The organism is Sulfitobacter aquimarinus (assembly GCF_040149565.1).
Classification (GTDB): Bacteria; Pseudomonadota; Alphaproteobacteria; order Rhodobacterales; family Rhodobacteraceae; genus Sulfitobacter; species Sulfitobacter aquimarinus.
This window is the reverse complement of the sequence record NZ_JBEFLO010000016.1, coordinates 1-25,057: the sequence shown is the minus strand read 5'-3', so window position 1 is coordinate 25,057 and position 25,057 is coordinate 1. Positions and strand designations below refer to the sequence as shown.

At 58.8% G+C, this 25,057-nt stretch carries 17 protein-coding genes; 11 read left to right on the top strand and 6 right to left on the bottom strand.

The features are described 5' to 3' along the window. Positions 1-49 precede the first annotated feature (49 nt). From ABMC88_RS17970 to ABMC88_RS17955, 4 genes are all read left to right on the top strand, one after another. On the top strand, positions 50-2,119 hold the full coding sequence (locus ABMC88_RS17970) for a hypothetical protein (RefSeq protein WP_349578267.1): 2,070 nt from the start codon (positions 50-52) through the stop codon (positions 2,117-2,119). 257 nt (positions 2,120-2,376) lie between these two features. Further along, a complete protein-coding gene (locus ABMC88_RS17965; protein ID WP_349578266.1) occupies positions 2,377-2,868 on the top strand; it encodes a toxin-activating lysine-acyltransferase in 492 nt (163 codons plus the stop codon). A gap of 122 nt (positions 2,869-2,990) precedes the next feature. Then, on the top strand, positions 2,991-6,563 hold the full coding sequence (locus tag ABMC88_RS17960) for a beta strand repeat-containing protein (protein ID WP_349578265.1): 3,573 nt from the start codon (positions 2,991-2,993) through the stop codon (positions 6,561-6,563). Positions 6,564-6,787: 224 nt separating this feature from the next. Continuing rightward, positions 6,788-9,670: a calcium-binding protein gene (locus ABMC88_RS17955; RefSeq protein WP_349578264.1), complete on the top strand. Its 2,883-nt coding sequence runs from the start codon at positions 6,788-6,790 to the stop codon at positions 9,668-9,670. Between the two features lie 23 nt (positions 9,671-9,693). On the opposite strand, the gene ABMC88_RS17950 is transcribed toward ABMC88_RS17955, so the two are convergent. Together ABMC88_RS17950 and ABMC88_RS17945 are read right to left on the bottom strand one after the other, a co-directional pair. Next, entirely contained in the window at positions 9,694-10,317 is a 624-nt protein-coding gene (locus ABMC88_RS17950) for a sulfotransferase family 2 domain-containing protein (protein ID WP_349578263.1), read from the bottom strand. Positions 10,318-10,448: 131 nt separating this feature from the next. After that, on the bottom strand, positions 10,449-11,606 hold the full coding sequence (locus ABMC88_RS17945) for an NAD-dependent epimerase/dehydratase family protein (RefSeq protein WP_349578262.1): 1,158 nt from the start codon (positions 11,604-11,606) through the stop codon (positions 10,449-10,451). A 228-nt stretch (positions 11,607-11,834) separates the two neighbouring features. Here ABMC88_RS17945 and ABMC88_RS17940 point away from each other — a divergent pair, with 228 nt between their 5' ends. Together ABMC88_RS17940 and ABMC88_RS17935 are read left to right on the top strand one after the other, a co-directional pair. Next, a complete protein-coding gene (locus ABMC88_RS17940; protein WP_349578261.1) occupies positions 11,835-12,893 on the top strand; it encodes a DUF2793 domain-containing protein in 1,059 nt (352 codons plus the stop codon). A gap of 271 nt (positions 12,894-13,164) precedes the next feature. Next, on the top strand, positions 13,165-14,769 hold the full coding sequence (locus ABMC88_RS17935; protein WP_349578260.1) for a sulfotransferase: 1,605 nt from the start codon (positions 13,165-13,167) through the stop codon (positions 14,767-14,769). 21 nt (positions 14,770-14,790) lie between these two features. Here the strand turns inward: ABMC88_RS17935 and rfbA are convergent, their stop codons facing one another. From rfbA to ABMC88_RS17915, 4 genes are all read right to left on the bottom strand, one after another. Further along, positions 14,791-15,666, bottom strand: coding sequence for a glucose-1-phosphate thymidylyltransferase RfbA (gene rfbA / locus ABMC88_RS17930; RefSeq protein ID WP_349578259.1), 876 nt, complete (start codon positions 15,664-15,666; stop codon positions 14,791-14,793). A gap of 43 nt (positions 15,667-15,709) precedes the next feature. After that, entirely contained in the window at positions 15,710-16,750 is a 1,041-nt protein-coding gene (gene rfbB, locus ABMC88_RS17925) for a dTDP-glucose 4,6-dehydratase (protein ID WP_349578258.1), read from the bottom strand. 3 nt (positions 16,751-16,753) lie between these two features. Next, positions 16,754-17,317, bottom strand: coding sequence for a dTDP-4-dehydrorhamnose 3,5-epimerase (rfbC, locus tag ABMC88_RS17920; RefSeq protein WP_349578284.1), 564 nt, complete (start codon positions 17,315-17,317; stop codon positions 16,754-16,756). Between the two features lie 77 nt (positions 17,318-17,394). After that, the gene (locus ABMC88_RS17915) at positions 17,395-18,462 is read right to left on the bottom strand and encodes a replication initiator protein A (protein WP_349578257.1); all 1,068 of its coding nucleotides are present in this window, start codon (positions 18,460-18,462) and stop codon (positions 17,395-17,397) included. Between the two features lie 438 nt (positions 18,463-18,900). On the opposite strand from ABMC88_RS17915, the gene ABMC88_RS17910 reads away from it, so the two are divergent. The 5 genes from ABMC88_RS17910 to ABMC88_RS17890 all read left to right on the top strand — a co-directional run. Next, a complete protein-coding gene (locus ABMC88_RS17910) occupies positions 18,901-20,286 on the top strand; it encodes an AAA family ATPase (protein WP_349578256.1) in 1,386 nt (461 codons plus the stop codon). 98 nt (positions 20,287-20,384) lie between these two features. Then, a complete protein-coding gene (locus ABMC88_RS17905) occupies positions 20,385-21,374 on the top strand; it encodes a ParB/RepB/Spo0J family partition protein (protein ID WP_349578255.1) in 990 nt (329 codons plus the stop codon). 192 nt (positions 21,375-21,566) lie between these two features. After that, the gene (locus ABMC88_RS17900; protein ID WP_349578254.1) at positions 21,567-24,044 is read left to right on the top strand and encodes a glycosyltransferase; all 2,478 of its coding nucleotides are present in this window, start codon (positions 21,567-21,569) and stop codon (positions 24,042-24,044) included. Next, a complete protein-coding gene (locus ABMC88_RS17895; RefSeq protein WP_349578253.1) occupies positions 24,041-24,769 on the top strand; it encodes a CatB-related O-acetyltransferase in 729 nt (242 codons plus the stop codon). Before ABMC88_RS17900 ends, ABMC88_RS17895 begins: the two co-directional genes overlap by 4 nt. A 2-nt stretch (positions 24,770-24,771) precedes the next feature. Next, positions 24,772-25,057, top strand: a 286-nt coding sequence (locus ABMC88_RS17890) for a sulfotransferase family 2 domain-containing protein (RefSeq protein ID WP_349578252.1), incomplete at its 3' end; no start/stop codon positions are given.

Sequence of the window (25,057 nt, the reverse complement as noted above, 5' to 3'; positions counted from 1 at the left end):
CGTAAACTGTGACCGTGGGGTGGGCCTTAACACGTAAAAAGGGACCACAATGGCGACTTATAGTTTCGAGATGGCTGCACTGGGCAGTGTCGTTTCTGCGGCGGATGTGATTTCGCAGGGCATCACATGGACGGGCCAGACGATGACCGTCGTGCTAAGCGATGATGATGCAAACGGCATTGGCGATGATGACCTTGGCGGCGGTGTGCGCACCGAAACAGGCAGCGATCCTGTCGTCGTTTCGGTCAATGGCGACACGGCCCACGCCTGGGTGGGCGAGACATTTGTTCTGGGCGGCCAGCGTAACCTGAGCACGGATAACACCTTTGATATTGCGGCCGTGAAAGTGGGCGGGGCTTGGGTGTCGTCGGTCTTTGTCTCGCTTGCCGGCGCGGATGTGCTGATGCAGGCGGGCGTGACCTATGATGTGTTTGGCTCGGACAATGTCACCAGTGAAATCTTCCCCGCCGATACATTGGCCAGCACGGTGGCCGTGCTGAATACCACGCAATCGGTGGTGGATCAATTCGGCTGGATGGGGTTGTTTTCGACTCTGTCACTGGCGGCGTATGAGCTGCAGGCCCATGAGGTGACAGGCAATTTCAACCCTGCCGCCAGTCCTGCCGCAGACGCGCTGGAGGGGCCGCTCTATTTCCTGCAAACGGCGGATTTCCCGTCGCTGGCCCCTGTTGCCAGCGGGAATGCGGACAATCCGCAAGACGGATTTTTGGAAGGGTTTTACACCTCAGCCAATGCTGGCGCGCTTGTGGCACGGACCCAAGATAGCCTGTTTGTCGCCTTTCGCGGAACCAACGGGCCGGGTGATGCGGTATTCGACGACTGGTTTTTCCAAAACGAGCATGTCGCGCAATATGATGATCTGTTCCTCGAACTTACCGCCTATCTTGAGGCGAACGCAGATATCACCAACCTTTACCTGACGGGCCACAGCCTTGGCTCGAGCATGGCAGACTACTGGACCAACCAACTGAATGGGGCCGGATTGGGCGTAACGATCGAAAATGTGACATTTGCCGCGCCCGGGGTGTTCACCAATCTGCCCGAGTTCGACAACGCTGCATCGTTTCGCTTTAATGGCGATGTGATCGGCTTGCCTGCGGCGACGTCGGATAATTTCGGCGACCTGAACGTGATCGTAACAGATGTTGTCGCCCCGGCAGGGCTGCACGGGATCAACATCTACAACCGCTATGTAGATTTTATCCAGTCGCAGGGTATCACATTGGACAATATGACCACGCCGTTTCACGGGGTCGATTATGACCGTATCATCGTGAACGGCGAGATCGTGGGGGGCGGTGCGTTTGATGTCGCCGTCGGCGCCGGTGTGGACAGCATCTTTGGCGCGGGCATGGCCGAGATCATCCTTGGTGGTGCGCTACGCGATATCATCTATGGCAACGGCGGGATCGATCATATTGATGGCGGCACTGGCAATGATCTTTTGTCGGGCGGCGCGGGGGCCGATTTTATTTATGGCCGCAGCGGCACCGACAGCATTACTGGCGGCACGGGGGATGACAGCATCATGGGCGGATTGGGCTATGATACGTTGCATGGCCACGGCGGCAATGACACGCTGGAAGGGGGCGGCGGCAACGATAGCCTGACTGGCGGCAGCAACGGCGATGATCTGTCGGGTGGCACCGGGCAGGACACGCTGCGGGGCGGCGCGCAGGCCGACACATTGGACGGGGGCGCGGGCAATGACACGCTGGAGGGTGGCACGGGCCGCGACGTGATGACAGGCGGCGGCGGGCGCGACACATTCGTCTTCAACTCATTAGGAGAGACGAACGCGACCGCGCGCGATAATGGCCACGCGCTGACGTGGTCCGCAGATGTAATCACCGACTTCAACGCAGCCCAGGACATCATCGACCTAAGCGCGATTGACGCACTGCGGTTCCGCCCCGGCGATGCATTCACCTTCGTGGGTGAGGCCGATCTGATCGTCTTTGAGCGCGGGCAGCTGAGCTATTACACCACCAACGGTACGACCGTGATCCACGGCAGTAACGACGGCGATATATGGTCGGATTTTGCCATCCGCCTGACCGGAGAACACGTGCTGTCAGAGGCGAACTTCATCCTCTGACATCTGGTTTTATAATTGTAATTATGTTATGTGTAAGGATCTGCGGAGGCAAAATTGCCCCCGTGGGTCTGGGAATGCATCGTAACTGATTCGCAAGACGCGCCTCACGCGAGGGTTGCAAATCGCCTTATATCTATGCGGGAAACGTATGGATTTCCTTACTTTCACGCCCGTTTCAGGCGGTGTTTCAACAATATTCTTCACGGATAAGTTAAATTTTAATAAACACGAGAAATATTCGACCGGAAGTTCAAATTTTGAAAATTGATGCAGACATAAGCGCCGAACAGGACACATTTGACCTGGTGCGATCCAAAGACGGCTATGCCGCTGCGGGACGTGCGATGGTGCTGCTTATGAACAACGATGCCTTCGAGGGTCTGCGTCTTGGTGAAATCGGTCGCCTCATTGCGGGACAAGTCAACCGCAACCACTACTACTTCATCTGCCGCAACAATGTGCCGACCGGATTTATCGGTTGGGCATATTGCTCTGAAAAAGCTGCTTATGACTGGGCCGAACGGAATGATCCGCGCGGCATCGGTGACGGGAAAACAGGGGATAGTGTAATCCTGAATTCCTGGCTGGCAGATGGCAAAGACATGAACTCGTATCTACTCGGCCGTTTGCGGGAGGAATGGACCGACAAGAAGAAACTATTTGCGCGCCGCCGTTATACCAGCGGGAAATCACGCGCCCTTGTACTGAATATTGACCGGGACATTAAAGTGCCCGGACCCACGACTTAGACACGATCCAGACGGGGCTATTTAGAGGCCCCTTTTGTAGTTTTTATACGATCAAAGACCCTTTTTATTCGGGGCCGACTGCCACTTTGGCCTCATTCACACACAAGATATTGGAGAAAACCATGGCCATACTTACATCCACAAATGCCACTGCCGGCTTTGACATGCTCACCGGTGAGGGCACGCTTTTTGACACTCAAGACGCCGGTAATAACAGCTCGACCGAGTATTCATGGCTGACCATTGACGGCACTGATGTGCAGGCCTACGGGTCGGGCATCACCTTCTCGGGCGGCGCGCCTACGGGCGGCACTGTCACCTCGCTTGAATTCGACGTCGGCAACAACAACTTCAGTAGCCCCGATTTTGTCCTGTCCGGCCTTAGCGCCGATTTGGTGACACTGGCCAACCCCAACGCGTTGAGCAGCTTTTCCAGCGGGTTTGCCTTTGCCGCATTGTCCGGCAACGACGTGATGAACGGCTCGGGGTTTGACGACAGCCTGAAGGGTGGTGCCGGTAACGACAGCATTCTGGGCAATGACGGTGCGGATAACCTGCAAGGCAATGACGGCAATGACACCATCCGGGGCGGTGCCAAAGACGACAGCATCAACGGCGGTGCGGACAGCGACTTTTTGTACGGTGACGGCGGTGATGACACGCTGGACGGCTCTTCGGGGAATGACTTTTTGAACGGCGGCAGCGGCTTTAACCTTTTGGAGGGTGGCACGGGCAATGACACGCTGACCGAAGCGGGCAATGACACGCTGGAAGGCGGCGACGACAATGACCGCATCCAGGTCACCAGCGCCGGCATCGGCTCGGATGTGTTTGACGGTGGTGACGGCATCGACATGCTGGACATGGACGCGATCAGTATTAACGGCACAAGCATCAATATTTTCACCGGGGTATGGACCAACGCTGCCGGCACCAGCACCGAGACCATCTCGAACTTTGAGAACCTCGAGGCGACGCAAGGCGACGACGATATTATCTCGGGGAACGAGGCCAACTGGATCGGCGGCAACGGCGGTGATGATACGATCAGAAGCTTTGGTGGCAATGACACCATTGACGGCAACTTCGGCGCCGACAGCATCGATGCAGGCTCGGGCAACGACCTGATCCGCGTCTATTCAAATGATATCGCTCAGGGCGATGACACGATCAACGGCGGCAGCGGCTATGACACGCTGATCTCGATGAGCAATGGCAGCTTCGACTACCAGGACTTTGTCTTTGCCTCGGGTCGCACAATCGAAGAGATCGAATTCCGCGGTCTGAGCGGCATCGCCGGCACCGAGATGATCTTTACCAGCACGCAGATGGCCACGGGTTTTGCTGCTGATCTGGTGATTGACGGCAACGGCAACGCAGGCACGGTGGACGAGCTGGTCATCAACATGGACGGCAGCAGCCTTGATATGTCGCAATGGACATTCACGGGCTTCGACAACATCACCGGCGCAGATGACGCGGCGATTGTGGTGAACGGCAACACAAGCAATAATTTCATTGACGGGTCTGTTATGACAGACCGCCTGAACGGCAATGACGGCAATGACGACTTTGATCTGCAAACATCGACCTACCACCTTGGCAACGACAGCCTGTTTGGCGGCAGCGGTACGGATGAGCTGTTCTTGCAAGACAGCGGCACCTATCTGCTGAACGAAGGTCTGCAACTGAGCAGCATTGAGCGGATCTCGTTCCAAAACAGCGCCGCTGCAACGACGTTCAACATCATCTCGCAGGAGCTGGACACCAATACCGAATTCTCGTCGACGGGGACAATTCAGGGCAACTCTGCCCAGAACATCCTGAACATCGATCTGGCCTCGGACGAGACGTTTGACCACTCAGGCTGGGATGTCAGCTCGTTCGCTGGCGCGGACCAGATCAATTATATCAACGGTGATAACAGTTCCTCGAACTTCACGACCACTGATTATAATGACAACATCGATACCGGTAACGGGAACGCGACTGTTAGCTCGGGTGACGGGAACGATACGATCCAGACCGGCACTGGCAACGACTCCGTCATCGGCGGGACAGGCAACGACAGCCTTGAAGCCTCTGCAGGGAATGACAACATGGCAGGCGGTGTTGGCAATGACACCATCAAAGGCGGCGGCGGCAGCGACAGCATCGCTGGTGGTGCCGATAACGATGTGCTGTACGACAATGACAATGCCTTGGCTACGGATTCAAATGTCGGGGCGGTCGGCAATGACACGCTGGATGGCGGCACAGGTGACGACACGCTGTACGTCATTGACGGCAACGACAGCATCGTGCTGAGCGGTGGCGGTGCCGACTATGTCTTCATCGACGGTGACACGGCAGATACGCTGACGATGGTTGGTGCCAGCCTAAACGACACTGTTGATTTCAGCGGTGACTCTGTCCTCTTTACGGGCACATCCGCAGGCATCACGGCCGTCGGAAGTACCTTCACCACCGCGACGGGCATGTCCGTTGATCTAGGCAGTGTCCGCGATGTCAGAACCGGCAACGGCAATGACAGCATCGAAGAAGGTTCGATCAACGTACTGGACATGAATGCGGGCAATGACACCTTTGTCGGGTTCATTGACTCAGGCATCGACTTTATCGATGGCGGTACGGGGATCGACACCTACGAGAACACATCGACCTCTTCGTCGAATATCAATCTCGAAGCGGGAACGGTCAACGGCATCGCAGGCGCTGTGGTCAACTTTGAAAACTTCCTTGGTAATTCGAGCGGTGGCAATGACACTGTGACGGCATGGGATGGTGGGTCCAACATCAACGGCGCCAATGGCAATGACAGCCTGATCGGTGGCCTGGGTGAGGATACGCTGACAGGCGGCGGCGGCAATGACGATGCCGCAGGCGGTGACGGTGAAGACATCCTGACAGGCGGCACGGGAAATGACACCCTGCGCGGCAACATCGGTCAGGATACATTGTCCGGTCAGGCCAATGCGGATCAGTTGTTCGGTGGCCAGAACGAGGACGAAGTGTTCGGCGGTGCCGGGTTTGACCTTGTTGACGGGGGCGATGGTGCCGACCTTGTGGACGGCGGCGGTGACAATGACACCGTGAACGGCGGCAACGGCGATGACACTGTGCTGGGTGTTGCGGGCTCTGATGTTCTTGACGGGGGCGCTGGCAACGACAGCCTCCTTGGCGGTAACGGCTTTGATACCATCGACGGCGGTACCGGGCTTGATACCATCGACGGGGGGCTGGGCAACGACCTTGTGAATGCAGGCGGCGCCAACGACAGTGTTCTGGGCAACGCGGGGTCTGACACGATCAACGGTGACGGCGGTGCCGACACGCTGGAAGGTCAGGGCGGCAACGACGTGATCAACGGGGGTAACGGCTCTGACGTGATCCTGGGGGGCGTGAACAATGACACCCTTACAGGCGGTGCCGGCAACGATACCATGACCGGCGGCACCGGCGCGGATGACTTTGTCTTCAGCGCGATCAACGATGCGGATGTGATCACCGACTTCCTTGTGAACGTCGACGATCTGGACTTCTCGGCTGTTGCGGCGATCAACTCCTTCGCGGACTTCTCGGCGGCGGCGTCCAATGTGGGTGCCAATGTGGTTGTCGGTCTTGGCGGCGGGAGCCAGATCACCCTGCTGGGCGTTCAGGAAAATCAATTCGACGCGGCAGATTTCATCTTTTAATCTGCACTGACATCGCAAAAAACGCGCCCGCGCCAGAGAGATCTGGCGCGGGCGTTTTGCGTTCTTGCCCCCCCCTGCTCTGCTTTTATGCAACGCATTTTGCAGAGAGGGTGCAGGGATTCACCCTATGGTTGACCCTAGCGCGTTAAAATACCTATAAAATTTTCACCACCGCCCAGGCATTCTTTTGGGCGTCTTGCCCTTATCACAACCCCGAGGTTTCAATGGCTACTTTTTCCGTCACCAGCAGCAGTCAAATCGTCAATATGCTGGACGAGAACCAGTTCGTTTTCCAACAACAAGACATGACCGGCCTGAATTCCAGCACCCGCTTTGCGTGGACAACACCGGACGGGACGGCAGTGCAGGCCTGGGGCACAGGGATCACATTCTCGGGCGGGGTCGCCACAGGCGGGACGGTTGAGCGGCTCGAGGTTGATCTGGGGGCCAATGACCCTGCCAACCCCGAATACGTTGTCACAGGTCTCAGCGCGGATCTGGTCACGATGACCGGATCGACCGCAGGATTTCTGTCAGAGGTGCTGGGCGCGGATGACATCATTCTTGGCCCTAATGCCAGTGCCACGCTGAAAGGCGGCGGCGGCGACGATTCCATTGACGGGACAGACGGCGGGCGTCTGGTGTTTGGCGGGGATGGCAACGACACAATCACAGGAAGCAACAGCTTTGTGACCCTCGAAGGTGGAGCGGGCGATGACATGATCACCACCGGCGACGGTTTCAGTATCGCATATGGCGGGCTGGGCAATGACATCATGTTCTCTGGCAACGGCTTTACGACATTGGACGGCGGCGATGGCAATGACCAACTGTCAGGCGGCGCGGGCCCGGGCGAGCTTTATGGCGGGGCGGGTAATGACACATTGTTCGAGCGGAACCTCGACGACATGTACGGCGGGGATGGCGATGACGTTTTTGTCATGGGCTCAAGCTACCAGCCCTTGTCAGATGGCTACATCCGTGATGGCGGCAACGGGAACGACACGTTCGACATTTCTGTCGGCGGCCGTTCGGGCACTCATATCGATCTGCAAAACCAGCGTTGGGAACAGGGCTTTGCCAGCCCCGAATTCAACACGTTCACCAGCTTCGAGAGCGCGACAGGCGGCAATGGCCGCGACCGGATGACAGGGAATAGCGTCTCGAACACGCTGATCGGCAATGGCGGTGACGACACGCTTTTGGGCAATGGCGGCGCTGATGTTCTACAGGGCGGCTGGGGCGATGACATCATCGAGGGCGGCGCAGGCAATGATTTTGTGCAGATATTCCTCGATGATCTGAGCAATGGCGTGGACACCATCGACGGCGGTGGCGGGCGCGATATGATCGAATTGATGTCGCAGGGCACCTTTGATCTGAGCGTGTTCGACATCACCAGCATGGAAGGGCTGGCCTTTAACGATGACATCGCCGCAGGCACCACGATGTTGGTGGCCAGCACCACCCAGACGGGCCTGTTTGCTGATAACTACCACATTAACGGCAACACCACCGCAGGCAGTGCGGACGGGCTGCGCGTGACAGACGCACGTAGTTTCGACATGTCCTCATGGACCTTCACCCAGTTCGACAACATCACCGGCGATGACCTTGTGATCGAAGTTGTTGGCACGGGCGGCAATGACACCCTCGGTGGTTCGTCAATGACCGACAGCCTTGAGGGCGGCAACGGCGCGGATGAATTCGATGCCCGGATTTCCACCTATGCCGTAGGCGCCGATACCCTGTCAGGCGGGGGCGGCACCGACACGCTGGTCCTGCGCGAGGCGGGCACCTACGCCACCAACGCCGACATCGTCTTTGACAGCATCGAAGTCCTGCGTTTTGGCAGTGCCGGCGGTACCTTGTTCGAGCTGGACCTTGGCAGCATCACAGGCGCGGGTGCGCTGGATGCCAATCTGGCGGTAGAGGGCTCGGTCGGGATTGATATTATCCGCACCGATATCGCAGCAAGCGAGACATTGAACCTGTCTGGCTGGACCTTCACAGGTATGACGAACTCCCAGGACCACATGCAGTTCCTGAACGGCGATGGCACGGATGCCAACCTGATCACCACCAATCTGACCGACTATATCGATGTCGGGTTTGGCGATAACTATGTGAACGCGATCGCAGGCGATGACACGATTATTGCGGGCGGCGGCGATGACACGATCTTTGGCGGTATCGGCCATGACAGCATTTCTACGTCAGCGGGCAATGATGTTCTCGATGGGGGCAGCGACAACGATGCAATCTATTCCGGTGCGGGCGACGATACTGTGTTTGGCGGGCTGGGCGGCGATGTCGTCGTCGCAGGTCAGGGCAACGACAGCGTTGAGGGCGGCGAAGGCAACGACTATATCCTTGCAGAGGCCGGCGCCGACATTGTGAGCGGAGACGCAGGGCGCGACCGTATTTTCGGGGGCTCGGGTTTTGACACCCTCATGGGCGGTGACGGTGATGACGAAATTGAAGGCGGGTTGGATAACGATGTGCTGGGCGGCGGGGACGGCAACGACGAAATCGCCGGCGATTCAGGGTCGGACACGATCACCGGCGACGCAGGCAATGACAGCCTCAGCGGCAATGGCGGCTTTGACAGCCTGAGCGGTGGCGCGGGCGATGACACGGTCAACGGCGGTCAGGGTCTTGATTTTGTCGCAGGCGGCAGCGGCAACGACAGCCTGCTGGGCGGCGAAGGGTCGGACACGGTGATCGGCAATGACGGCAATGACACCATTCTGGGCCAAGCGGGCAATGACCGCCTGATTGGCGCGACCGGCGATGATAATCTGCGCGGCGGCGGCAACAATGACACGATCATCGGCGGCAGCGGCAATGACACGATGCGCGGCGACGCGGGCGCGGATGACTTTGTCTTTATGGACAACAGCGGCGTGGACGTGATCACCGATTTCCTTGTGAACGTCGATGATCTGGACGTGCGCGCCCTTGGCGCAATCGACAATTTCGCGGACTTCAGCGCCGCGGCGTCAAACGTCGGGGCCGATCTGGTCATCACCTTGGGCGGGGGCGACCAGATTACCCTGCTGGGCGTGCAAGAAGCGCAGATGGACGCGAACGACTTTATCTTCTGATACCGGCAGGGCGCGGCCGTCTGTTACGCAGATACGCTGCGCCCGTCGGGATCATACCCCAGCGTTTTGAAATCCGCGGCATAGAAGTCGCGGACCAGATCAATGCTCTCGATCGACCAGACCAGCGTGCGGGCCTTTTCAGCGCGGGCGTTTTGGTAGGGCACCTTGTCAGGTGGTGTGATCCCCAATGTCTTGGCGATCTGCGCTGTGATCTGTTCCATCCCGTCTTCGAATTTGAAGACCTCGACCGGATCGGCCAAAAAGCTCACTTGTGTGCTGAGGTGGTTGCTGGCGTGGAACGGATTGTTGCGCACGGCCTTTATCTGCCGTTCGATCCAGCTGTTGAAATCATCCCACGGCTGGCCGCTGGTGTCGGCATTGCGGTGGGCCCAGAAATACTCGCTCTCGATGCGGTCATAGGGATTGCGCACAACGGTGAACGCATAGTCGAAGACGGGATCGTTCAGCAAATAATCAAAGTCGCGCCAGCGCAAATGCTGGGGCGGGATGGTCAGTGGCGGCACAGGGCGGGGGCGGAAAAACGACACTTTGCCATGTCCCGACAGCCATTTTGTCATCGAAGATCCTGCCGCCTTTGGAATGTGCAGAAACAACACGCGGCGGTCGTCTAAATCAAAAATGGGCATCAGACAGTCCTTTCACTCCATTGCAAATATGTGACCCAGCACGCCCCCCCGTGCAAGGGCTGCCCCCTGCGCCCATAAAAAAACCGGCAGGCCCTGCGGCCCGCCGGTTCAATTCTTGCCCTGTAGGCGTGTCAGCTCCAGGTGGAGACGCAGGGGATCTTGGTCTTGTCGCAACGATCGGCGTATTTGGTTGCGATCTCTTTGACCTCTTCCATCAACCCGCCTTCGAGCTTTTTCGGCTCAAGCCCCAGACCAAGGAACTGGTCGTTGGCGACGTGCAATTCGTTCTCGGCCGCCTCGTTGCGCGGGTTCTCGAGGTAAGCGATTTCGGCGCCCATTGCGTCGTGGATCATCTGCGCCAGATCACGCACGCGGTGCGTTTCGGTCATCTGGTTGAGAATGCTGACACGGTCGCCTTTGGCAGGCGGGTTGTTCAGCGCGATCTCGATACACTTGCAGGTGTCCTGAATGTGGATGAACGCGCGGGTCTGGCCACCGGTGCCATGCACGGTCATCGGATAGTCGACAGCCGCCTGCATGATGAAACGGTTCAGAACCGTGCCGTAATCACCGTCATAGTCGAAACGGTTGATCAGACGTTCGTCCATCTTGGTTTCTTCGGTCTGGGTGCCCCAGACGATGCCCTGGTGCAGGTCGGTGACTTTGACCTGATCGTTCTTGTTGTAGAAGGCAAACAACAACTGATCCTGGGATTTGGTCATGTGGTAGATCGAGCCGGGGTTGGTGGGATACAGGATTTCCTGCTCGCTCTCGCCTGCGGGGGTGTCCACTTTGACCTTCAGGTACCCTTCGGGGATCTGCATGCCCGCGGTGCCATAGCCGTAAACGCCCATGGTGCCGAGGTGGATCATGTGGATGTCCTGACCGGATTCCACGATCGCCGCCAGCACATCATTGGTCGAGTTGATATTGTTGGAGACGGTATAGCGTTTGTGATAGCTCGATTTCATCGAGTAAGGCGCGGCGCGCTGTTCGGCGAAATGCACGATGGCGTCGGGCTTTTCTTCTTCGATCAACGTCAGCAGGCGGTGATAGTTCTCACCCACGGTGAAGTTGACGAATTTGATGTCTTTGCCGGTCAGTTCTTTCCACACGCGGATCCGCTCCCCGATGGGGCGGATGGGGGTCAGGCTGTCGACTTCAAGCTCAAGGTCGATGGCACGGCGGCTGAGGTTGTCCACGATAACAACATCGTGGCCCTGGTTCGAGAGATGCAATGCATTGGGCCAGCCGCAAAAGCCGTCGCCGCCCAGAATAATAACCTTCATGATATGTCCTTTAGTAAAAGCTTGATTAAGCCGTCTTATGACAAATGCCTGCGTGTTATTAAAGCTATTTTCAACCTCACAGAGAGCGCGGCGCCACTATTTTAGGCAAGGAATTGCCGTATTCCGCCGTTGCGTAAACTGCCCCTGCGCCGCCCGCTGCGTTCACCGCTCCTCAAAGCTGGAATTGATAGGAGTAATCCCAGTTTTCGCTTTGCAAAGGATCGCCCGATGTCTGACCGCTCTCTCCTTCTGGATATGCCCTATCTACAGCCCGCTCAGGCGCAAAAGCATGTCACCCATAACGAGGCGCTGCGCGCGCTGGATGCGCTGGTGCAGCTGGGCGTGCAATCGCGGGGACTGAATGCGCCGCCTGCGGCTCTGGATGCGGGCAACCGCTATATTGTGGCGACTGGCGCACAGGGTGACTGGACGGGACATGCGGGCGACATCGCCCTTTATGAGGGCAATGGCTGGTCTTTTTATGCGCCGCAACCGGGCTGGCAGGCCTATGTGCTGGACGAGGACCTGAGCGTGGTCTGGGACGGGGCCGACTGGCGCCAGCCCGGCGGCGGCTCAACCGATGATCTGGCAGCTTTGACGCTGGGGGTGAACACGGGCGCTGATACCACCAACCGGCTGAGCGTCGCCTCGGATGCCACGCTGCTGACCCATGCGGGCAGCAGTCACCGGCTAAAGGTGAACAAGGCCGCCGTCACCGACACCGCCAGCCTGCTGTTTCAATCGGGCTTTACCGGTCATGCCGAAATGGGTCTGACGGGGGGCACGGATTTTGCCCTGCGCGTCAGCGCCGATGGCAATACCTTTACCGACGCGCTGAGTGCGGATGCCGCCACAGGCACCCTGTCGGCCCCCGCAGGGATCCGCTTTGGCAGCTCCACGCTGGACCACTACGAGGAAGGCACATGGACCCCGCGCCTGACCTTTGGCGGCGATGACACAGACATGACCTACGACAACCAGCTGGGCAGCTATGTGCGCATCGGCAATTTTGTGATGCTGCAATGCACAATCGACCTGCAATTCAAAGGGACCGCCACAGGGGCCGCCGAAATTCAGGACCTGCCGTTTGACGCCAATCCGATCTATTACCCCGGCGAAATCTTTTTTGTCAGCGGCGGCAGCGGGTTGACCGTGCCCAAATGCCGGACCCGCCCGGGCCGCCGCATCCAGCTGTTCAATTCAGGCACCAGCGGGATATCGGTACTGAACAACGGTAATTTCACCAACACCGCGAATATGCGCGTGACCCTGTCGCATATGATCTAGAAGCCCTGCACCGCGCTGCTGCATTCCGCTTGCGGCGCGGTGGTTCGCCCGTCCCGAATGGTCATACGGGATACAAGCACCGGCATTGGACAGGTCCGCCTGTTTGCCCCCTCCTCCTCCGGCCTTGCGTAAGGCGGTATTCGGCCCCCGGGCAGGAGGGGCTGTTGGCAGCACTGGCATCACGCGTCATCATCGCATATGAAAAGATACAGCTTTTTGCGCTGAAATGGAGAGCTGTGGTTTACGGGCTCTGCACGAAGGGTGAACGACAATGACTGAAAATAAAGACGGGCAAGACTTTATGCATCCTATCCACCTGTGTATCGGCGCGCCGCGTGCGGGCACAACATGGCTGTTCCGCGAAATGCGCCAGCACCCTGCCCTGTTTGTCCCTTTGGTCAAAGAAGTCCGGTTCTGGAATTCGCGCCGCACGCAACAGCATCGCGATCACGCGGCAAATGATGCACGCAAACAGATCGAAGACAGCCATGACAGCGCCGATCAGGCCCGCTGGCTTGAGGATTGGAGCAAGATCAATCTGCATGATCCCGTCACGATGGAAACCTATATCAACCTGATGTCGGTCGAGGGGCGTCCCTCGCTTGATATCACACCCGCCTATTGTTTTTTGCCCCCCGAAAACATCCGCCTTTTGCGCAAAGGTCTGCCCGAGGGCAGCAAGGTTCTGTATCTGATGCGCGACCCGCTGCCGCGTCTGTATTCGCAAATCAAACTGCATTTTAGCCTTCATGGCATGTACCGTGGCCGCCCGTCCCATGATGATCTGGCGGAGTTTCTGGAGCGTCCGCTGCAGCGGCAGCGCTGGGATTATGCCGATGTCATCAACACATGGCGCGCGGAGTTCGGGGATGATTTCATCGCCTTGCCCTTCGAGGATGTGATCAAAGACCCCAAAGCACTCACCTCCCGTGTGGCACAGCTGCTGGGGTTCGATCTGGCCCCGCAAACGGAAACCCGCGCACCGGATGATTTTTTCCATTCCGACAAAAACCAGAATGACCAGATCTGGACAAGCTCTCTGACCCCGAAAGAGAAAATACAGATTGCCAAAGCGATCGTGCCTGAAATCACAAAATTCGCGGATCAGATGCCCGATCCCGGCAAGGCATGGCTTGATAATGTACACAAGCAGGCCGCAGCAAAAATCAACCACCCCGATGTCGTGAAGGATGTTGATTTGCCGACGCAAAAGCTGATGCGCATGACCGAAAGCCTTGGTGACAATTGCGAATACGGCTTTTGGCAGCGCCACCGCGGGTATGAACCCTCCAGCCTGTTCCGCTGGGCCATTACACCAATCGACAGTTTGCTGTCGATGTTCGAGACCCCGAACCGCCCCCTCTATTTGCAACGCGACCTTGATGTGCATTCGCCCGGTATGGTCCACGACAAATGGTTCGGCTTCAAATTCCATTCCAAACTTGTAGAGCGCGACGAAGAAGGCAATTTGCGCCTGTTATCCGACAAAGCGGCATTTGACGAAATCTATCAGGCTGAAGCCGCTAAAGTTGCCCACCTAAAAGCCAAATTCATGGCCCAGATGAGACGTCAGGTCGCTGTCTATATCATCAAGGACAACAAAACGCTGCAAGAAGACAAAGTGCGCAAAGTGCTGGCAGAGCTTCACGCCCGCCACCCCGATCACCATTTGTTGTGGGTAGAAGCAGATATGAAACCCGACGGTCCACCCAGCACTCTCACGGCGTTGGGCGGTGGGTTGCTGCGCGGTTCAGTGCACGGGTTTGCCCCCTACGCTGCCGCAGATTCCTACGTCGAAGGCGGCTGGACATCGCTGATGACCCAGCTCAGCCAGCACGAGCCGATTGCAAAGCAGATCGCGCAGATGCAGCATTAAAACTGCATCTGCGGTTGACCGTCAGGCTTTCAGCAAGCCCAGCAGATACTCGCCGTAATCATTCTTGCGGAACTTCTCGGCGCGCTCTTGCAGCGCATCGGCGGTGATCCAGCCTGCGGCGAATGCGATCTCGTCGGGGCTGCCTGTTTGCATGCCCTGACGCCGCTCCAGCGTGCGCACGAAATTCCCCGCATCCAGCAGGCTGCCATGCGTGCCGGTATCAAGCCAGGCATAGCCGCGCCCCATTTGCTGCACGCTCAGCTGGCCGTCTTCCAGATAGCTTTCCAGCAGGGAGGTGATCTCCAGCTCGCCGCGGTCCGAGGGCTTCACGCCGCGCGCGCGCTCGGGCGCTGTGCCGTCAAGGAAATAGAGCCCTGTGACCGCATAGTTTGACGGCGGCACGTCGGGCTTTTCGATGATGGACCGCACATTGCCATCCGCGTCAAAATCCACCACGCCGTAGCGTTCGGGATCAGCCACGCGGTAGCCAAAGACCGTGCCCCCCGCCGCATTGGTATCCGCAGCCCCCAGCAGTTTGGGCAGGTCATGGCCAAAGAAGATATTGTCGCCCAGCACCATGGCCGAGGGTGCGCCATCCAGAAAATCCTCGGCCAGCAAATAGGCCTGCGCCAGCCCGTCGGGGCTGGGCTGGACGATATAGGTGAGGGTCACACCCCATTGGCTACCATCGCCCAAGGTGCGCTGGAATTGCGCCTGATCCTCGGGCGTGGTGATGATCGCGATGTCACGGATGCCTGCCAGCATCAGCACCGAGATCGGATAATACACCATCGGTTTGTCATAGATCGGCAGCAGTTGCTTCGAGACGCCAATCGTCACGGGATAGAGCCGCGTACCAGAGCCACCGGCCAGAATAATGCCTTTGCGTTGTGTCATGTTGAAAATCCTTTGTCTAAATATCAGACCCTAATAAGGGCTATCAGGCTTTGACGCCCAAGCGGTCGCCGACGCCATCGCGGTTTTGCAGCGCGCGCCACCAGTCTTCATTGTCCAGATACCATTGCACGGTTTTCTCCAGACCTTCCTCGACGGTGACCGAAGGACGCCAGCCCAGCTCGGTGCGGATACGCTCTGGGTCGATGGCATAGCGCGCATCATGGCCGGGGCGGTCGGTGACGAATTCGATCAGATCGGCATAGGGTTTATCCGCAGGGCGCAAGCGATCAAGGATCTCGCACAGGGTGCGCACCAGTTCCAGATTGGTCCGCTCGTTCTCGCCGCCGATGTTATAGCTGCGGTTCAGCTCACCTTTGGCCAGCACCAGCAGCAGCGCATCGGCATGGTCCTCGACGTAGAGCCAGTCGCGCACGTTGTCCCCTGCCCCGTAGATCGGCAGCGGCTTGCCCGCCAGCGCATTCAGGATCACCACCGGCACCAGCTTTTCGGGGAAGTGATAGGGCCCGTAGTTGTTGGAACAGTTCGTCAGCACCACGGGCAGGCCGTAGGTCTCGGCCCAGGCGCGGACCAGATGGTCGCTGGCGGCTTTGGAAGCAGAATAGGGGCTGCGCGGATCATAGGGCGTCGTTTCGGTGAACTGCCCCTCCGCGCCAAGTGAGCCAAAGACCTCATCGGTGGAGATATGGTGAAAGCGGAAACTGTCGGGCTTGCCCTGCGCCATCCAAAAGCTGCGCGCAGCCTCCAGCATGTTGTAGGTGCCTGTGATGTTCGTCTCGATGAAATCGCCCGGCCCGTCGATGGAACGGTCAACATGGCTTTCGGCTGCCAGATGCATCACCGCGTCGGGCGCGTGATCGGCAAATACCTTGTCCAGCGCGGCGCGGTCACGGATGTCGGCCTTCACAAAGGTATAGTTGGGCGCCTGTGCAACCTCGGCCACATTGTCCAGACAGGCGGCATAGGTCAGCGCGTCCAGATTAATCACCTCATGACCCCGCGCCACCGCCAACCGCACCACGGCAGAACCGATAAAGCCCGCGCCACCTGTCACCAGAATTTTCATGTCTTAGCCCTCGAAGGTAAATTGCGTTTTGAAATCTTTGAATGCGCCTGCAATGGCGTCTTTGTCCGACAACACCGGCACACGGGCGCCAAGGCCCCAGTCGATGCCCAGATCAGGATCGTCAAAGCGAAGCGCGCCCTCACACTCGGGCGCGTAATAGTCGTCACACTTATAACAAATCTCGGTGTTGTCTGTGTAGGTGGCAAAGCCGTGGGCAAAGCCTGCGGGGATCAGCAGTTGCAAACCGTTTTCGGCGCTCAGCTCATAGCCGACCCATTGGCCGTAGGTCGGGCTGCCCTCACGAATATCCACCGCCACATCAAACAGCGCCCCACGGGTGCAGCGCACCAGTTTGGTCTGCGCATGGGGCGGGGTCTGGAAATGCAGGCCGCGCACGGTGCCGGCTTGCGCGCTCAGCGACTGGTTGTCTTGCACAAAATCGTATTCCAGCCCGTGTTCGGCCATGCGTGCGGCGTTCCACGTCTCTGAAAAATGGCCGCGGTTATCGCCAAAGCGGCGCGGCTCCAACAAGACCACGCCGGGCAATTTGGTCTGGGTTACTTCCAACATCACGAACACCTGTACTTATTTATCAGGCCAAGGCCGGCCCGTTTGATGATCCTATAGACCGATTACCACATGATCTAAAGACTGTTTGCATCCGCCGCCTTACGCGCCAGCCAACCGGCAAAGGCGCGGTCGGGGTCTTGCAACGCGGGCCGCCCCGAGCGGTCCCAGAAGGTGCGCCATTCCGCTTCCAGCGCATAGACGTCCCAGCCGGGCATCTGGGCGCGGGCCTGGTCCATTGCTTTCGGGCTCAGCACGGGGCCTGTGCGGGTGGCGGGTTCCACCACCGTGTCGCTGCGGGTGAAGTAGACCATGTCGTCTTCATCGCTCATCGACATGGTGTAGTCGGGCAAATGCCCGCCCGCGATCATCTTGCGCATGGCGGCCCGAAACACCCGCAACGGTGCGGCCGAGCCGGCCTTTTTATGCAGCGTCGCCATGCCGACTTTCCACCCCGACTGGCGCCCGCAATGTTTGCGCGCCAATTCATAGACCCGCCGCTCCAGCGGTTTGCGCAGGCGGAAATAATCACGGCTCAGCGTCAGGACGGATTTCGAGGTCACCGCCCGAAACAGCCATTCCGACAATGTCACCTGCACGCTGATCATCCGGCCTTCGCGCCCGTCTTCCGCCTTTGCGCGGCGCTTGATCTCCCAGCTTTCAATCAGGCCGAACCCGCGGGTGCTTTCGATCCCGCCGACGGTGATATTGGTAGTGATGCGCGTGCCTGCCAGACGCTCGAACGCCTCGCGCAGGCGGGCGTAACTGTCGCCCGATGTATTGCGGTTGGTGGCAATCAGCAGATCATGTGCCCGCAAAGTCAGCGTGCGCGACAACGCACGCCCCGCATTCAGCGCCGCCATCAGCTGGCTGATACAATAGATCAGGATGTCCTTGTCATGCATCGTGGCCCGGCCCCGCACCGAAGGCGTGACCTCTACCTTATAGCCATTATGCGCATAGCTCAGGATGCGGCGGTCGGGCTTGGTCGAGAGCGAAAAGATCGGATGCTCCATCGAGGCAAGATCCCCCTTGGGGGCCGCATCAAACACATCACATATAAAGAAATCCGCCGTGGGATGGCGATCGGGTAAAAGCCCGCCCTGCGCAGGGTGTACCCCCGCTGCCTGTATTCGCTGCTGCATCGCGTCCTGCTCCGACCGCTGGTATTTCTCGGCCGGTTGTCCGGCTCTTGAAGTGACTGCCCCCGATTCTTCGGGGTTTCAGTGACACCAGCGTAAAGTTATCCACAAGCTGCGTCCAGCACGGTAACATCCCGCATCGGCGGATCAGAGTCGCAGCAACGAAGGATCAGAGTCGCCTTGTCGTCGTTTTAGAGTCGCCCAACCAGAAATTCATCTCCCAACCCAATGTTTCAAAGCGATTATTTCCAGCACCCGCATCCCTTAACTAATAAATAACCTATAAATAACTGGTCAAAAGAGGTTTGCACCGCCAAACTCCCCCCGTATCCCCCGCCTGATCCCTTGATTTGCCTAGAAAAAGGAATAGGCGTGCGTGCTATATTCCCATGTTCGCGCATTTATGCTACATCAGCAAAAAGCAAGAACATCGAGCATTCCATGACATCAGATCCAGACCCCGCCCTGCCGCCCTATTTCAATATTGATCCCGATGCAGCACTGGCCGCTTTGGGGCCCGCCACCGATACAGATGCCTTTGGTGCCATCGCCAAACGCTGTGATGCAGGCCGCGCCGATCTGGCCGCCCGCAATATTGAGGCGACAGGCACGCGCAGTCTGCGCCCGTTCTCTACATGGGAGATCACCCGCTATCTGATCCCCGTCGCCCCCGGTCACTTCCGCCGCGTGCTGAAACAAAACCCCGAGCTGCCCCAAGGCATGTCCGAGACACCGGGCGGGGCCAAGTGGTTCACCCTTGATGAGGTCTTGCGCCTGCGTGCGCATTTCGGGGCTATCGGGTCCAAGTCGAAAAACTATCTGCCCTACCGCCCCGACGGCCTGCCCGCCAAAATGGTCGCTGTCGCCAATTTCAAAGGCGGCGTGGGCAAGACCTCGACCGCTGCCCATCTGGCCATGTCCGCCGCCCTTGACGGGTACAAAGTGCTGGTGATCGATCTCGATTCCCAAGGCTCGATGACCTCGATCTTTGGCGGCAAGGTCGAGGATGAATGGCAAACCGTCTTCCCCCTGCTCGCCCGCCACTACGCCGAGCATGTGCGCGCCGACAACCAGTCCCGCGTCAGCCGTGGCGAAGCGCCCATCCCGCTGGACGAGACGATGACCGAGGCGCTGGAGGTAGACCCCAAATCGCTGGTTCAGAAAACCCACTGGCCCAACATCGATCTCATTGGCGCGCAGCTGAACCTTTACTGGGCCGAGTTCCAGATCCCCGTCTGGCGCATGGCGGCCCGCGGCTGGAAGCTGTGGGATGCCCTGACCGAAAGCCTTGAGGCGGGCGGGCTGCTGGATGACTACGACGTGATCTTCCTCGATACCCCCCCTGCCCTTGGCTATCTCACCATCAACGGGCTGTCGGCGGCCGACATCCTGCTGGTGCCTCTGGGGGCGTCCTTTCTGGAGTTCGACAGCACGGGGCGGTTCTTTGACATGCTGCACGCCACCTTCGGCTCGATCGAGGAGGCCGAGAACATGGCCGCCCGTGCGCTGGGGCGGCCCGAGCTGAACTTTGAATGGGACGCGGTGCGCGCCGTGGTCACGCGCTATGACGGCACGCAACAGGCGGAACTTGCGGCTCTAATGCAGGCCTATCTGGGTCCTGTGCTGTCGCCGCACCGGCAGGATTTCACATCCCTCATCGGGCAAGCGGGCGAACAGGTGCAAGGCATCTATGAAGCCGACTACCGTGACTTCAACCGCGAGACATACGTGCGCGGCCGGCAGACCTTTGATGCGACCTATGCGGCGTTCAAACAATTGCTGCTCGGCAGTTGGAGGCGCGACGAGCTGGCGCGGGATGCGCCGTGATGTTTCGCGCGCGAAACATAGGCACCGTACGCTGTGGTGACGCGACCTCTACCGCCCTGCCCTATGCTGCGCAGCCCCAGATAAAAGGAGCCTGACCCATGGCCAAACGCAAACGCCTGTCGCCGATGATCTCGGACTATCAGCCCGACACCGATACTGCCCCGAAGCCCGCCATGCGCGCACCGATTGCCGATGTGGCCGCCGATGCCTCCGCCAGTGCCGCATTGGCGGAACTGAGCCAGACTTTGCAAGACGCCCGCGCCAAAGGCCGTATGGTGATCGAGGTGCCGCTGGCGCAGATCGAGACCGACTTTCTGGTGCGTGACCGTTTGGGGGCAGATGCGGATGAAATGGCGACGCTTGTTGCCTCCATTGAGGCGCGGGGCCAGCAAACTCCGATTGAAGTGATCGAACTCGACGGCGGGCGCTTTGGCCTCATCTCGGGCTGGCGGCGCTGCGAGGCGGTGCGGCAGTTAGGGCAGGACATGGTGCTGGCGCTGGTCCGTCAACCCGATGATCAGGCCGAAAGCTATCTGGCCATGGTTGAAGAAAACGAAATCCGCGTGGGGCTCAGCTATTACGAACGCGCGCGCATCGCGGTCAAAGCCACGGCACAAGGTGCGTTCGAGGATGAAGATGAGGCTCTAAAAAGGCTGTATGCCAGTGCGTCGCGGGCCAAACGCTCCAAGATCAGATCTTTTGTTGCGGTTTATCACGCGCTCGACGCCGATCTGCGGTTTGCAGATACATTGGGAGAGCGGTTGGGATTGCAGATTGCCCAGCATGTGCAAAAGGACACAAGCCGGATTGCCGCGCTGCGTGCGGCGCTGGCAGCGGCAGATATCACCACCTCCGAGCAAGAGCAGGACGCGATAAAACAGGCTCTATCCCTGTATTCAGAGTCTACAAAGAAACCGTCCCGCAAGGCCAAGCCAAAACCCCGCACCCCTGTGCCGGAGGTGCGCCGCCTGCGTGGCGGTGTGCAAGCGCGCCTGTTCGAGGACGGCCGGATCGAGATTGAAGGCGCAGGGCTGACGCCCGATTTGCGCGATGCGCTTTTGGGCTGGCTCAACCGCTCGCTTGGCTGATGTTTCGCGCGCGAAACATGCCGCTTTGCCGTCTACGCGCTATGGGGGAATACCTGAATGGACACCCCAGCCATAGCAGCGTAAAGGAAGGCTGATTTCTTCCATGACCGACGACACTTTTGCAATTAGGGTATTTTGATGTTCAAACGTATGTCCCAACTTTTTCATCGCTACGCGAGCCATCATGGCAGGATGGAAGCAAAGGGGTTCCCGCTCAAAGACCTGACCGGAAATATGTTGGGGATGATCGACACATTGACTGTCGAAGGGGGGCGGCTGAAGGTCGAGGGATGGTGCTTCCATATGCCTGTGGGCGTGATCTGTGATGGCCATCATGATGAGGTTTCTCCCTCCTTTCCAAGAGAGGACGTCGCAGCAAATTTCAGCGATATCGATGTCAAAACGCCAGGGTTCTTCCTGGAGGTGCGCTATTCTCTTGGTCACACTGTTTTCTGGACCTACCAAGACGGTGAACGGCTGACGTTCGAAGTGCCGGGATTTCGCAAATCAGATGTGCGGCGCATGCAGCGTAAGTTGATCTTGCCTTTTATCGGCGCGGTGTTCAGGGCTGTTCCTTCTGTTGTGCGGTGGTATGCCTCGCGTGATCTTGCGGCGCGGGCGCATGTAAAGGAAATCTTTGGCCTGCGCGAAACTGTTGCTGCTGAACTGATCAATGCAGATCTGTTCTCCGAGCCCAAAACCCCCCTGCCCGCCCCGCAAACCGAAATCACCATTGTGTTGCCGGTCTATAACGCCTTCCACCTGCTGCCCGATGTGCTGGCGCGGGTGCTGGCGCATACCGATCTGCCCTACCACCTGATCATCGTCGAGGATAAGTCCAGCGACGCGGCCGTGCGCCCCTATCTGCGCGACTGGCACGCCGCCCTGCCCGCCGACATCGCCCCGCGGATCGAGCTGTTGGAAAATACCGAGAATCTCGGGTTTATCCGTTCGGTCAACCGCGCCTTTGATCGCGCGCTGGAACTGGGGCATCACGTTGTGCTGCTGAACTCGGACGCGTTTGTGCCTGCGGGCTGGGCCAGCCGCCTGCTGGCGCCGATCTTTGCCCACGACAAGGTCGCGACCGTCACGCCCATGTCCAACGATGCCGAGATTTTCAACGTGCCGGTCATCTGCGAGCGCAGCGCGCTGGAGGACGGCGTGGCCGATCTGATCGACGCTGCCGCCGCCCGCCTGTCCACCGATACCGTCTTTGCCGAGGCGCCCACCGGCGTGGGGTTCTGCATGGCGATGAACATCGATTACCTCAAGTTAGAGCCGCAACTGGATACGATTTTCGGCAAGGGCTACGGCGAGGAAGTCGACTGGTGCCGCCGTGTCAAAGCACGCGGCGGGCGGCACTTGGGTCATGCGGGCCTGTTTGTCGAGCACCGTGGCGGGACGTCCTTCGGGTCCGAGGAAAAGCTGAAGCTGGTGATGGCCAACAACCAGATCATCGCGAAACGCTATGCCGGATATGACCAGATGGTGCAGGATTTCATCCGCCACGATCCGCTCAGCTCTCCGCGTCTGGCACTGTCGCTGGCTTGGGCCGATGCGCAGGCCGCACGGCAGGACACAGGGCCCGTGCCTGTCTATATGGCGCATGATATGGGCGGCGGGGCCGAGCATTACCTGAAGGACCGTATCACCTCTGATCTGGAAAGCCGCGCCGCGGCCGTGGTGCTGCGTGTGGGCGGGCCGCACCGCTGGCAGATCGAGGTGCACAGCGCAGGGGGCGTTGTTGCAGGCGATACCGAAGACGATGATCTGCTGCGCGATCTGATGGATTTGCTGAGCGCGCGGCATGTGGTCTATTCCTGCGCCGTGGGCGACCGTGATCCCGCCGCGCTGCCGACCTTGCTGCACGCGTTGGCGCAAGGCCCCGAGCATAGTCTTGAAATTCTGATGCATGACTTCTTCCCGCTCAGCCCGTCCTATACGCTGCTTGACGGAGATGGCGTGTACCGCGGGGTGCCAGCCGCAGACAGCACGGACCCCGCCCACCAAACGCGCACGGCCGAAGGCGTCCCCGTTTCGCTGCAAGACTGGCGCGCGGCATGGGGCACCGCGATGGCGGCCGCCGACCATGTGACTGTGTTCTCGCAAAACAGCGCCGATCTGGTGCTGCATGCCTATCCGCAGGTCAAAGACAGGCTGCGCATCATCCGCCACACGTTGTTGCACAACATCCCTGTGGTGCCTTCGGGCGGGGGCAAGGACGGCAAACCCGTCATCGGTGTGCTGGGCAATATTGGCCTGCAAAAGGGCGCGAAAGTCTTGCAAGACCTCAGCCGCCACTTGGCCAAAACAGGCGAGGCGCATCTGGTGGTGGTGGGTAACTTGGACCCCGCCTATGCGCTTGCCTCTCCGGCTATAGTCCACGGCAGCTATGCGCTGGATGATGTGCCGGCGCTGGTTGAAAAATACGGCATCACCGACTGGCTGATGCCCGCGATCTGGCCCGAGACGTTTTCCTATGCCATCCACGAAGTCATCGCGACCGGTCTGCCGGTGTGGAGCTTTGATCTGGGTGCGCAAGGCGATGCGGCGCGGCGGGCGGCGGCGGCAAACGGGCAGGGCGGGGTGCTTGACCTTGGCGCGCACACAGACGACTTTGCGCTGATGTTGAATACGATGTTTGAAGACGCAAAAGGTGTAACCGCATGAGTACTGTTTCCGTTTCCTATTCCCGCCTGCGCGGGCAGGGGGTCGAGGTGTTGAACCGCGGCGCGTCCTTGTCGCTCAACATGCCCAAGAACACAGTGCTTGAGGCACCCTCCTCGCTCAAGTGGACGCAGTACGAACATTCGATCCATCTGGGGGCGTTTTCCTATCAGGTGTCGGGCTATTGTTTCGCTGCGCGCATCGGGCGCTATTGCTCGTTCGGCGAAGACATCCAGATCGGGCGGCAGGACCACCCGCTGACATGGGCCAGCACCAGCCCTGCGTTTTACCTGCATGACAATCTCTTTTCGCTCAAAGGCGGGTTTGAAGGGTCCGAGGAATACCATTCCTACCGTTTTGAAAACGGCGAGGCCCCGACCAAAGTGCAGGTGACCAACATCGGCAATGATGTCTGGATCGGGCATGGTGCTATGATCAAGGCGGGTGTGACTATTGGCGACGGTGCCATTGTGGCAGCCAATTCGGTGGTGACCAAAGATGTGCCGCCCTATGCTGTTGTTGCGGGCAATCCAGCCGTCATCAAGAAATACCGCCTGAATCCTTTGCTGATCTCGCCGATGTTGCGCAGCAAATGGTGGCAGTTCGCGCCGTGGCAATTGACCCATCTGAAGCCGAGCAAGCCCGGTGATTTTGTGCAAGGTGTCATGAAAATGATCGACGAGGTTGAACCCTTTGCCCCCACAGTAGTTGATTTGTCGAAAGAGTAATCATGACCGCAATCGTATTCCTGCATATCCCCAAGACCGCCGGCCAGACCGTGCATAACGTCCTTGTGCCTGTTGTTGGCGGGGATGCGTTTGTTTCTCCGGTGCGGGTGCACACGCAAGCGCCCCAAGGGCCGCAGATGCCCATGGGCTATAACTTGTATTCGGGCCACATCGACTGGACCGAGCTTGAGACTCTGCCCGACGACCGCTTTGTCTTTACCGTTCTGCGTGATCCGCGTGAACGCATTGCCTCGTTCTTTTTGTATCTTCTCAAAGAGGCGCAGGGCC

What these genes read in the sequence shown, in the direction of transcription:
- ABMC88_RS17970 (WP_349578267.1), top strand. Translation starts at nt 50, where the DNA reads ATGGCGACTTATAGTTTCGAGATGGCTGCACTGGGCAGTGTCGTTTCT.
- ABMC88_RS17960 (WP_349578265.1), top strand. Translation starts at nt 2,991, where the DNA reads ATGGCCATACTTACATCCACAAATGCCACTGCCGGCTTTGACATGCTC.
- ABMC88_RS17955 (WP_349578264.1), top strand. Translation starts at nt 6,788, where the DNA reads ATGGCTACTTTTTCCGTCACCAGCAGCAGTCAAATCGTCAATATGCTG.
- ABMC88_RS17950 (WP_349578263.1), bottom strand. Translation starts at nt 10,317, where the DNA reads ATGCCCATTTTTGATTTAGACGACCGCCGCGTGTTGTTTCTGCACATT.
- ABMC88_RS17945 (WP_349578262.1), bottom strand. Translation starts at nt 11,606, where the DNA reads ATGAAGGTTATTATTCTGGGCGGCGACGGCTTTTGCGGCTGGCCCAAT.
- ABMC88_RS17940 (WP_349578261.1), top strand. Translation starts at nt 11,835, where the DNA reads ATGTCTGACCGCTCTCTCCTTCTGGATATGCCCTATCTACAGCCCGCT.
- ABMC88_RS17935 (WP_349578260.1), top strand. Translation starts at nt 13,165, where the DNA reads ATGACTGAAAATAAAGACGGGCAAGACTTTATGCATCCTATCCACCTG.
- rfbA (WP_349578259.1), bottom strand. Translation starts at nt 15,666, where the DNA reads ATGACACAACGCAAAGGCATTATTCTGGCCGGTGGCTCTGGTACGCGG.
- rfbB (WP_349578258.1), bottom strand. Translation starts at nt 16,750, where the DNA reads ATGAAAATTCTGGTGACAGGTGGCGCGGGCTTTATCGGTTCTGCCGTG.
- ABMC88_RS17915 (WP_349578257.1), bottom strand. Translation starts at nt 18,462, where the DNA reads ATGCAGCAGCGAATACAGGCAGCGGGGGTACACCCTGCGCAGGGCGGG.
- ABMC88_RS17910 (WP_349578256.1), top strand. Translation starts at nt 18,901, where the DNA reads ATGACATCAGATCCAGACCCCGCCCTGCCGCCCTATTTCAATATTGAT.
- ABMC88_RS17905 (WP_349578255.1), top strand. Translation starts at nt 20,385, where the DNA reads ATGGCCAAACGCAAACGCCTGTCGCCGATGATCTCGGACTATCAGCCC.
- ABMC88_RS17900 (WP_349578254.1), top strand. Translation starts at nt 21,567, where the DNA reads ATGGAAGCAAAGGGGTTCCCGCTCAAAGACCTGACCGGAAATATGTTG.
- ABMC88_RS17895 (WP_349578253.1), top strand. Translation starts at nt 24,041, where the DNA reads ATGAGTACTGTTTCCGTTTCCTATTCCCGCCTGCGCGGGCAGGGGGTC.